This is a genomic window from Streptomyces sp. NPDC031274 (genome assembly GCF_055570235.1).
On sequence record NZ_JBVIHP010000263.1, the window covers coordinates 1 to 1,339 of the forward strand.

Sequence of the window (1,339 nt, forward strand, 5' to 3'; positions counted from 1 at the left end):
ATGGCGGCCCGTACCCTAAACCGACTCAGGTGGTCAGGTAGAGAATACCGAGGCGTTCGGGTGAACTATGGTTAAGGAACTCGGCAAAATGCCCCCGTAACTTCGGGAGAAGGGGGGCCATCACCGGTGATGAGTCTTGCACTCTGAGCTGGGGGTGGCCGCAGAGACCAGCGAGAAGCGACTGTTTACTAAAAACACAGGTCCGTGCGAAGCCGTAAGGCGATGTATACGGACTGACGCCTGCCCGGTGCTGGAACGTTAAGGGGACCGGTTAGTGCACTTTCGGGTGTGCGAAGCTGAGAACTTAAGCGCCAGTAAACGGCGGTGGTAACTATAACCATCCTAAGGTAGCGAAATTCCTTGTCGGGTAAGTTCCGACCTGCACGAATGGCGTAACGACTTCTCGACTGTCTCAACCATAGGCCCGGTGAAATTGCACTACGAGTAAAGATGCTCGTTTCGCGCAGCAGGACGGAAAGACCCCGGGACCTTTACTACAGTTTGATATTGGTGTTCGGTTCGGCTTGTGTAGGATAGGTGGGAGACTTTGAAGCGGGCACGCCAGTGTTCGTGGAGTCAACGTTGAAATACCACTCTGGTCGTGCTGGATGTCTAACCTGGGTCCGTGATCCGGATCAGGGACAGTGTCTGATGGGTAGTTTAACTGGGGCGGTTGCCTCCTAAAGAGTAACGGAGGCGCCCAAAGGTTCCCTCAGCCTGGTTGGTAATCAGGTGTTGAGTGTAAGTGCACAAGGGAGCTTGACTGTGAGACCGACGGGTCGAGCAGGGACGAAAGTCGGGACTAGTGATCCGGCGGTGGCTTGTGGAAGCGCCGTCGCTCAACGGATAAAAGGTACCCCGGGGATAACAGGCTGATCTTCCCCAAGAGTCCATATCGACGGGATGGTTTGGCACCTCGATGTCGGCTCGTCGCATCCTGGGGCTGGAGTCGGTCCCAAGGGTTGGGCTGTTCGCCCATTAAAGCGGTACGCGAGCTGGGTTTAGAACGTCGTGAGACAGTTCGGTCCCTATCCGCTGTGCGCGTAGGAATATTGAGAAGGGCTGTCCCTAGTACGAGAGGACCGGGACGGACGAACCTCTGGTGTGCCAGTTGTCCTGCCAAGGGCATGGCTGGTTGGCTACGTTCGGAAAGGATAACCGCTGAAAGCATCTAAGCGGGAAGCCTGCTTCGAGATGAGTATTCCCACCCCCTTGAGGGGTTAAGGCTCCCAGTAGACGACTGGGTTGATAGGCCAGATCTGGAAGCCCGGTAACGGGTGGAGGTGACTGGTACTAATAGGCCGAGGGCTTGTCCTCAGTTGCTCGCGTCCACTGTGTT

At 56.1% G+C, this 1,339-nt stretch carries 1 rRNA gene; it reads left to right on the forward strand.

Annotated elements, in window-relative coordinates:
• Positions 1 to 1,317, forward strand: a 23S ribosomal RNA gene (locus ACZ5CR_RS45520); the annotation flags it as partial.
• Between the last annotated feature and the right edge of the window lie 22 nt (positions 1,318 to 1,339).